Below are 9363 nucleotides of genomic sequence, written 5' to 3'. Positions count from 1 at the left end.
TGTAGTCACATCTTCTTCGGTTCAGTTGCGTATTGCTAAGGTTAATACATGCTCCTGTTGTTAGGGAGGCAGCACCTCTGGGAAAGTATAGTTTAAAACTTGATTTTTATAATTTTGAAACGTGCCTGAGCTCTTCCGTTTTTAGATTGTTTTTGATCTAATAAATAAGAAGTTTCAAACCAGATATCTCTGTATTTAGGAATGTTTAAAGACCAATTTCCAACTTCTAAAGTCTCAGAAGTAGTTACAGAACCGATTTTGAAGAATTCAATATTACTTGCATTTAATTTAGCTTCAACAACAGCATCAGCTTTAGCTTGGAAAACAATTCCTATATTTTCTGCAAAAAGGATTTTCAATAAGTCTTTTTCTGCGAAAGCAGAGAAATCAATTTTTGCTCCTAGATTTATATCAGCAAAACATAATTCTAGTAAAGTTGTGATTAAACCACCGCTTCCTATATCGTGTCCAGCAAGAATTTGATCTTCACCAATTAATTCCTGAATGGTATTAAATGCATTTTTAAAGAATGAAGCATCTTTAATAGTCGAAGTTTCGTTCCCAATAGTATTTCTGATCTGTGCAAAAGAAGAACCTCCTAATTTGTATGCATCTTGAGATAAATTGATATAATAAATAGAATCTCCGTTTTTCTGTAAAACAGGTTCTACTACTTTTTTAATATCAGTACAATTTCCACCTGCCGAAATAATAACCGTTCCTGGTGCGATTACTTCGTCATTAGGATATTTTTGTTTCATCGAAAGAGAATCTTTTCCTGTTGGAATATTGATTCCTAATTCGATTGCAAACTCTGAACAACCTTCAACAGCTGCGTATAAACGTGCATCTTCTCCTTCGTTTTTACAAGCCCACATCCAGTTTGCAGATAATGAAATTCCTTTCATTCCATCTTTAATTGGAGCCCAAACAATATTTGATAATGACTCAGCAATTGCATTTCTGCTTCCTGCCACAGGATCAATTAAAGCTGCAATAGGAGCGTGCCCGATAGAAGTTGCATTCCTTCTTTACCTAAATAATCTAAAGCCATTACACCAACATTATTTAATGGTAATTGTAATGGACCAGCATTTTGTTGTTTGGCTACTTTTCCACCTACACAACGGTCTACTTTATTAGTTAACCAGTCTTTAGATGCTACAGCTTCTAAACGTAAAACATCTTGTAAATAGCTTTCAAAATCATTTGCTGTATAAACAACATCAGCATAATTTCTATTGATTGTTTTATCAGTCATTACAGTTTTTGGAGAACTTCCAAAGAAATCTTCAAGTGCATAATCCATAGGTTTAGCCCCAGTTGATTTAGATTCAAAAGTAAAACGGTGATCTCCAGTTACATCTCCAACTTGATACATTGGCGAACGCTCTCTGTCAGCGATTCTTTGTAACGTATCAATATCTTTTTGACCAATTACTAATCCCATTCTTTCTTGAGATTCGTTTCCAATAATTTCTTTAGCAGAAAGAGTTGGATCTCCAACAGGTAATTTGTCTAAATCAATTAATCCACCAGTTTCTTCTACTAGTTCAGAAAGGCAGTTTAAGTGTCCTCCGGCTCCGTGATCGTGAATAGAAACAATTGGGTTATTATCACTTTCTACTAAACCACGAATGGCATTAGCAGCACGTTTTTGCATTTCAGGGTTAGAACGTTGGATTGCATTTAATTCAATTCCTGAACCAAAAGCTCCTGTGTCTGCAGATGAAACTGCAGCTCCACCCATTCCTATTCTATAATTTTCTCCACCAAGAATAACGATTTTATCTCCTTCTTGTGGTTTCTTTTTTATGGCTTGATCTAATTTTCCGTAACCGATTCCTCCAGCTTGCATGATTACTTTATCGTAACCAATTTTGCGGTCGTTTTCTTCATGTTCAAAAGTTAAAACAGAACCAGTAATTAATGGCTGACCAAATTTATTTCCAAAATCTGAAGCTCCATTTGAAGCTTTTATCAAGATATCCATTGGAGTTTGATATAGCCATTTTCTTTCGTCCATAGCATTCTCCCATGGTCTGTCATCCTGAGCGGAGTCGAAGGATTTCAAACGTGAGTAAGATGTCATATAAACTGCAGTTCCTGCAAGTGGCAATGAACCTTGTCCTCCTGCAAGACGGTCACGAATCTCTCCTCCTGATCCTGTTGCTGCACCATTAAAAGGCTCAACAGTTGTAGGGAAATTATGTGTTTCGGCTTTTAATGAAATAACCGAATCAAATTCTTTTATTTCGTAAAAGTCTGGTTTGTCTGCTGTTTTAGGAGCAAACTGTTGTACACGTGGTCCTTTTACAAAAGCCACGTTATCTTTGTAAGCCGAAACGATGTCGTTAGGGTTTTCCTGAGATGTTTTCTTGATTAATTTAAATAGAGACGTTTCTTTTTCTTCTCCGTCGATTACAAAAGTTCCGTTGAAAATTTTGTGACGACAGTGCTCTGAATTCGCTTGTGAGAAAGCAAAAATTTCAGAGTCAGTTAATTTACGTCCTAGTTTGATAGCAAGATTGTCTAGATAATCTACTTCTTCTTGGCTTAAAGCTAACCCTTCGGTTTTGTTGTAAGCAGCAATATCATCGATATCCAAAATTGCCTCTGGTTGTACGTTGATAGTGAAGATTTCTTGATTCAGTTCAGTATACTTTTGTGAAAGCATCGGGTCAAAATCTGAAAATTCAGTAGTTGCCGGATAAAATTCTTCAATTCTGATAATGCCCGAAATCCCCATATTCTGAGTAATCTCTACAGCATTAGTACTCCAAGGGGTAATCATAGTGGCACGAGGACCAACAAAAAAATCCGTTAGTACGGATTTTTCTATTTTATTGGAGTTGGCAAAAAGCCAGTTTAATTTTGAAATGTCTTGAGCCGAAATTTCGTTTTGCGTTTGTACTGCAAAAACAGTTTTGCTTTGGTTTTCAAAGAAATGAATCATTGTGTTGTGTAGTTTGTTGTAATTTAGATGCAAATTTAGTGTAAATAAATAGTAAGCGCAAATTTGAAAACGAACTCTTTTAAAAAAAAAAATACAGTGATTTTTTTCATCAGAATGTCGAGAGGGTTAATGGTAATGTGTAGGAACGCAGATCAGTACGTTTTTTTTTAATTTTGCAAAGACGCAAATATTTTTGTTTCATGCAGATTTGGCTGATTGCTTCGCCTGTTCGCTATCGCTCGGGTGAGCAGATTTAATTGATTGGGGATTATTAAATCTGCATAAATTCTTTAGAGGTTTTGTATCTGCTTTATCTGTAAAATCTGCGTGAAAGATATTTCTTGAATGCAAGTTTTTTTGTGGAAATGTTTCTTTTAAATTTTACAAAGACGCAAAGTTTTTGTTTCACGCAGATTTGGCTGATTGCTTCGCCTGTTCGCTATCGCTCGGGTGAGCAGAATTAATTGATTGGGGATTATTAAATCTGTATAAATTCTTTAGAGGTTTTGTATATTCTTTATCTGCAAAATCTGCGTGAAAAATTAATTTTAAAATCTTCAGAAACAAGAAAAAGCGACAAATTGCCGCTTTTTAATTACTAGATGTTTAATTTGTAATTAGTTGATTAGTATTTTTTTAATAAAGGTTTTTTCCTCTTTTATCACTTTAACGATATATAATCCTTTAGGTAGATTACTTACAGCTATATTTTGCAGGGTTGTGTTTACTTTTTCGAATACTTTTTGTCCAGATATCGAAATTATTTCAATTGCATAAGGGGTATTTGAATTATCGAAATTAATAAAAAAGTTACCATCTGAAGGATTCGGATATAAATGAATTTCATCAGAATCTAAAGCTAATTCGGAAGGGTTTGTTACTTTTAGGGTGCGATTTCCTAAATTTTCACAAGAGTCTACAGTAAAAGAATCCCATTGTGAGCTTAAATTAAATGTAGTGCTTGGAGAAGTTACAGTCGATTTTCTTCTTAAAGTTACATCGAAAGCAAAGTTTGCAGATCCTCCGTTATAAGTTCCAATAATATCAATAAGTACTCCGTTTTTAAATAAACCTACAGGATCATTTCCATTAAATGTAAGTTCTGGAGCTGTTGTCGAAATATTGGCAGACGCTTTAGGGTAACAGGTAGAAGTAATCACATTATTTACAATAGTAAATTTAGTTCCGCTATTTAAAGTTCCGTTTAAGGCAAGACCCGTACTCCATGCTCCAGCTCCGTTTGTTTGTCTTTTTATAGTGTATCCAGACAAGTTAACGGGACTACCTGTTACATTCAGAATTTCTAATGCTTTGTTATTTCCAGATCCCTCGATATATTCTGAGAATAATAAGTCGGTTGCAGTTCCAGGGTCTGTTACACCACCCGCATCTGTTGTTACAGTAATTGTATTACTTGTTGTTGAAATATTTCCTGCAGCATCATTTGCTTTAACAGTAAGATTATAGCTAGTTGAAGCTGTTAAGCCAGTTATAGTAGCTGTTAGTCCTGTTGCTGTAGTTTTTAAAACGCCATTTGCATAAACATTATAATTTGTTACTGCTACGTTGTCTGTAGATGCAAACCAGCTTAAAGAAATAGAAGTGGCCGTTTTTGATGTACTGGCTAAGCTGGTAGGAGCTGTTGGTGCTTGCGTATCAGCAGAAGGATTCCATATTTGATTAACATATTCTGGATGGTCTATATATGGATTTCGATTGTTCTGACGTGCATAAATGGCATTGTTTCTAGCAATCTCTCTTGCGCTTACCGGATCTTGTGTGTTCCATGCTAAAAGAATATTTAAGAACGCAGCAGAAAAAACTTTATCGCCAGAGCCATCAAACATAGGATAGCTATAACCAGCAACAGTATTTTCATAGCGTGTTGCAAAATAAAAATACATTCGGGCAATGTCTCCTTTGAATTCATTGATTGGTTCAAAAACAGTTCCTGAATAACCTGATGTAGAATTTGCTCCCACCTTTCCGCCGTTTTGAGAAATGTAAGTTGGTGTATTCACAACTCCATGAGGATAATTAGATCGCATACCATTTACTTTCCCATCCGTGGGTGTGATAAAATGGGCATCAGATACCATTGGAGCTTTTTTACTAAATATTGATTGTGGTATTATATGTTCTCTGTTGTAACAATCTCCTTCAGACAAATAATTACCACATCGTTGCGTAGTTGCTATGCTATAGTTATAAGGATCTGTTCCTGATGGGTTCTCTGAATACATGTCTAAGACTGTTCCGTCATTTTCATAAAAATTATCTATATCAGATGTTTGATATGTGGTATACAAACCAGCATATCCATTATCGGTATGACCTTTTATAATGTTATACAATTGGGTTTTTAAGGCGTAACCAGTTCCGGTTGCAGTGCTGTAATATCCCGAAGGAATTTGTGCAAAAGTTGCAAAACTAAAAAGCAGTAATAGAATGAAAGAGTAGATTTTCTTCATAATTTATTAGTTTGAGTTTAAAAAATGGAGCTTATAAAACGAATCAAAAAAATGATTTTGAGTTGGTTAGCTTTATATTCAAACAAATCTACATCTTTTGAGGATATCTTATGTTAAGAGATGTTTAATTTATGAAGCATTTTTCTTACTCGTAATTATTATAAAGATTTAATTTGAAGATAGCTTTGCGCCTTAGCGTTTTTGCTAGTCATTATAAGGGGATGTGAGCTTTTGTAGTTTTAATTTATTTTTAGTTAAGTCGTAGATTTACCAAGTTTTAAAGATCTCATTTTTCTCAATATTGTCTTTCTGACGAAGGAAGAATCACCATTAGTAGCTCGCCAAGTTTTAATGGTTTTTTTTAAAGAAAGCTTTGCGTCTTAGCGCCTTTGCGAGCATTATAAAAAAGGTGAGTTTTACATGTTTAATTTATTTCTCGCTAAGTCGCAGAGATGCTAAGTTTTAAAGAAAGCTTTGCGCCTTAGCGTCTTTGCTAGTCATTATAAAGGGATGTGAGCTTTTGTAGTTTTAATTTATTTTTAGTTAAGTCGTAGATTTACCAAGTTTTAAAGATCTCATTTTTCTCAATATTGTCTTTCTGACGAAGGAAGAATCACGATTAGTAGCTCGCCAAGTTTTAAAGGTTTGTTTTAAAGAAAGCTTTGCGTCTTAGCGCCTTTGCTAGTCATTATAAAAAAGGTAGGTTTTACATGTTCAATTTATTTCTCACTAAGTCGCAGAGATGCCAAGTCTTTTTAATAAAGATAAATAACTGTTTCGATTTTATTTCGATTTTGGAAAGGGCATACTTTGATAAGCTCCTAAATCGGGTGGAGAAGTTCTAGTATTCCCTATGATATCTAGCGAAATGTTATAGGTCTGGTTTCCTTTTGCGAAAGCACCAGAATTGGTATCGATATTAAATTTATTTTGAGAAACTTTATAAAATTTTGGATCTTGATTTAGTATAATCCCATTGTAATGCTGGGGATCTTTATCAAACTGATAATCTGGATTTGTACTTGTACTGCTATACTTGATTAAAGAATTATTAAATTGGTATACAAAAGCCGAACTGTTTTTTTTGTCTAATGATAATTCGTTAGTATTTGAGCCGTAAATTATACAGTTATTGAAAGTTGCTTTTACTAAATCTTTAGATTCAGGAGTTGCACCCGCAAGAGTATTACTTAAAGCAACTGCACTTTGCAGAGAACTTTGCCAGTTGTTATTAAATGTACAATGTGTGAATTCATAATTTCCACCATACAAACAGGCTAAACTCGATAATCCTGCGCGGTTTATTACAATGTTTTCACCCTTTATTCTTCCATTTTCGGCCAAAATACCATGATTTACTGAGTTGTAAATTTGTGTATTTTTAATGCTTACAGTCGTTTGATCACTATTTTCTATAAACAATCCTGTAGTTGCATTTTTAATGGTTAAATGATTGATTGTGTTGTTTGTGCTTCCATTGGCGAGCCATATAGTTCCCCATTGTCCAGGGATATCCGAATATAAAGGTTCTAGGCGATCTCCTTCGAAAATGACTTCTTTCTCTAATTTTTCTGTTGAAGATAGTGCGCCATTTACATTAAGACTTGCGTTTTTACTAACCAATAAACCTGAGTTTGCATGAAAATAAACCCTTGCGCCTGGGTCAAACGTAACGGTTTTTCCTTCAGGAACAGCTGCATAGCCATATATCACATATGCTTTTTGGCTTGTAAATTGTAATTCAGAATCCTCTAAGTAAAAGCCTTCTACTTCTTTACCATTGATTGGTAATGTTTCTGTAGTTCCATCAGAGGATCTTTTTGGATATAAAAAAGTCGCATCTTTAATTAGTGTTACTAATTCTACATTTTGAAGATTTGCACCACTATCAAATTGAATTTGGTCGGTGTATAAAAAATCGGTTGGGTTTGCATCAGCAATTGCAGCAGTTGTTTCTATAAAAATATACATGCTGTCTTTTGCTAAAAGTGTTACATCATTAAAGATCTTTCCCTCTGTTCCGTGCATTCCGTCAACGGTCATTCTGTATTTCGAGCTTAATCCTTTACTTAGTTTGATTGTTGGGATGGTAATGTCTTTTTTTCCTTGATTGTACACTTTTAGCTGGTATGTACTTGAGCCAATGTTGGTAAAAACGGTATCTAAATAAACGGTGTCTTTTGAGAAAACTAAATCTCCAGTACTGGCAACGGTTTCGAAATCACTTCGACATGAGCTTGTTGCTAAAAGTATTCCGATAGTAAATAGTAAAAAAAAAGTACGCATTTGATTAGAATTTATGTAAAAATAGCAAAAAAGTAATTCGATTAACGTATGATTTTTAATTTAGAATTGTATTTCCTGTTTTGTGACTTATCTTTTATTTAATTTTACATTTTAAAGCCAAACAAATGAATTTTAGTAAAGAACAAATATTGGAACGTTGCAATCAATTTTCACAAAATACCTTGATGCAAACGTTGAAAATTGAATATGTAGATGCGGGAGAAGATTTTTTAGTAGCAAAAATGCCAGTAAATCCATCGGTTCATCAACCAATGGGGTTGTTACACGGAGGTGCTTCTGTAGCACTAGCAGAAAGTGTAGGCAGTGCAGCATCATTTTTTTATATAAATCCAGAATTACAAGAAGTGCGTGGAATCGAAATTTCGGCTAATCATTTAAAAAGTATTCGTGAAGGATTCGTTTACGGAACAGCACGAATTATTCATAAAGGAAGAAGTTTGCATCTTTGGGAAATTAAAATTACGGATGAAGAAGGTAATTTAGTTTCGTTGTGTAAATTGACGAATATGGTTTTGGATAGACAAAAAAAGTAATCTGGAAATCATGAATCAATTTTTTTCTAAAATAAAAAAGCACAAAGAGCAGCTTTTGCCTTTTGTGCTTTATAAGAAACCAAAATCGGACGCAATCATAGCTTTGTTACAACAAAATAATACGTTGCATAAAGTTGTTGACTATAAAGAAAAAGGATTTGTGTTTGCTTCTTTTGATAAAAATCAAATTGTTCTTATTCCTGAAAATGAATCTGAAATTTGTACTAGTGAATTAGAACGAAAATCAATAAGCCTAGTAGATATTGTTGATTTAAATTTTGATGTTGAAGCTAAAGAACAATTTGAAATATTAGTACAGAACGGTGTTAACGCAATTGTGAATGATGAATTCAAAAAAGTAGTTTTATCTCGTAGTGAAATTGTTCCTTTGAATGACTTTGATTTTATTGAGACTTTTCAGAATCTGGCAAATTTATACCCCACAACATTAGCGTATTGCTTTTATCATCCTGAAATTGGTTTGTGGATGGGAGCAACGCCAGAACAATTGCTTAAAGCAAATGGGAATGCTTTTGAAACAACAGCTTTGGCGGGAACTCAGAAAGCTGCTTTGGTATCAGAAGTTGTTTGGCATCAAAAAGAAAAAGACGAACAGCAATATGTTACTGATTTTATTATAAAAAGATTGCAGGACGTAGCCTCTTCAGTTGAAGTTACGGAACCTTATAGTGCAAATGCAGGGAGTATCTGGCATATAAAGACAGATATTTCAGGAGCATTAAAGATTAATTCGAGTTTAGATGAAGTGATTGATTTATTACATCCAACACCTGCTGTTTGTGGTTATCCTAAAAAGAAATCGAGAGCATTTATTCTGGAAAACGAAAATTACGATAGAACTTTTTATACTGGATTTTTGGGTGAACTAAATAGCAGTTTTGCATCTGACTCGATAAGCTCGGATTTATTTGTGAATTTACGAAGTATGCAGCTACGTAATGCGGAAGCTGTTTTATATATGGGATGCGGAATTACAAAAGAAAGTATTCCTGAAAACGAGTGGGAGGAAAGTGTGAATAAATCAATGACGATGAAAAGGGTTCTGAACATAAAATAAAAAATTAGTTTTCAGTTG

General features: G+C 34.1%; 4 protein-coding genes and 1 pseudogene. 2 read left to right on the top strand and 3 right to left on the bottom strand.

Annotated features, from left to right (window positions below; all coding sequences use genetic code 11):
- Positions 1-78: 78 nt before the first annotated feature.
- The 3 genes and pseudogenes from purL to AC1RYN_RS07870 form a co-directional block, all read right to left on the bottom strand.
- A pseudogene (gene purL / locus AC1RYN_RS07880) lies at positions 79-2956 on the bottom strand (phosphoribosylformylglycinamidine synthase); the annotation flags it as partial.
- Positions 2957-3573: 617 nt separating this feature from the next.
- A complete protein-coding gene (locus tag AC1RYN_RS07875; protein ID WP_481806524.1) occupies positions 3574-5427 on the bottom strand; it encodes an endonuclease in 1854 nt (617 codons plus the stop codon).
- 783 nt (positions 5428-6210) lie between these two features.
- Complete coding sequence (locus AC1RYN_RS07870; protein WP_481806523.1) at positions 6211-7713, bottom strand: hypothetical protein; 1503 nt, start codon at positions 7711-7713, stop codon at positions 6211-6213.
- Between the two features lie 125 nt (positions 7714-7838).
- On the opposite strand from AC1RYN_RS07870, the gene AC1RYN_RS07865 reads away from it, so the two are divergent.
- Both AC1RYN_RS07865 and AC1RYN_RS07860 read left to right on the top strand, forming a co-directional pair.
- Positions 7839-8267, top strand: a complete 429-nt coding sequence (locus AC1RYN_RS07865; RefSeq protein ID WP_481806522.1) for a PaaI family thioesterase — start codon at positions 7839-7841, stop codon at positions 8265-8267.
- Positions 8268-8277: 10 nt separating this feature from the next.
- Complete coding sequence (locus tag AC1RYN_RS07860; RefSeq protein WP_481806521.1) at positions 8278-9345, top strand: chorismate-binding protein; 1068 nt, start codon at positions 8278-8280, stop codon at positions 9343-9345.
- Positions 9346-9363 lie beyond the last annotated feature (18 nt).

Source organism: Flavobacterium sp. TC780 (assembly GCF_056783245.1).
Note: the sequence above shows the minus strand (reverse complement) of the source record. Positions and strands in the feature narration are given on the sequence as shown.

Coding starts and splice junctions, on each gene's coding strand:
- AC1RYN_RS07875 (WP_481806524.1), bottom strand. CDS start 5,427: ATGAAGAAAATCTACTCTTTCATTCTATTACTGCTTTTTAGTTTTGCA.
- AC1RYN_RS07870 (WP_481806523.1), bottom strand. CDS start 7,713: ATGCGTACTTTTTTTTTACTATTTACTATCGGAATACTTTTAGCAACA.
- AC1RYN_RS07865 (WP_481806522.1), top strand. CDS start 7,839: ATGAATTTTAGTAAAGAACAAATATTGGAACGTTGCAATCAATTTTCA.
- AC1RYN_RS07860 (WP_481806521.1), top strand. CDS start 8,278: ATGAATCAATTTTTTTCTAAAATAAAAAAGCACAAAGAGCAGCTTTTG.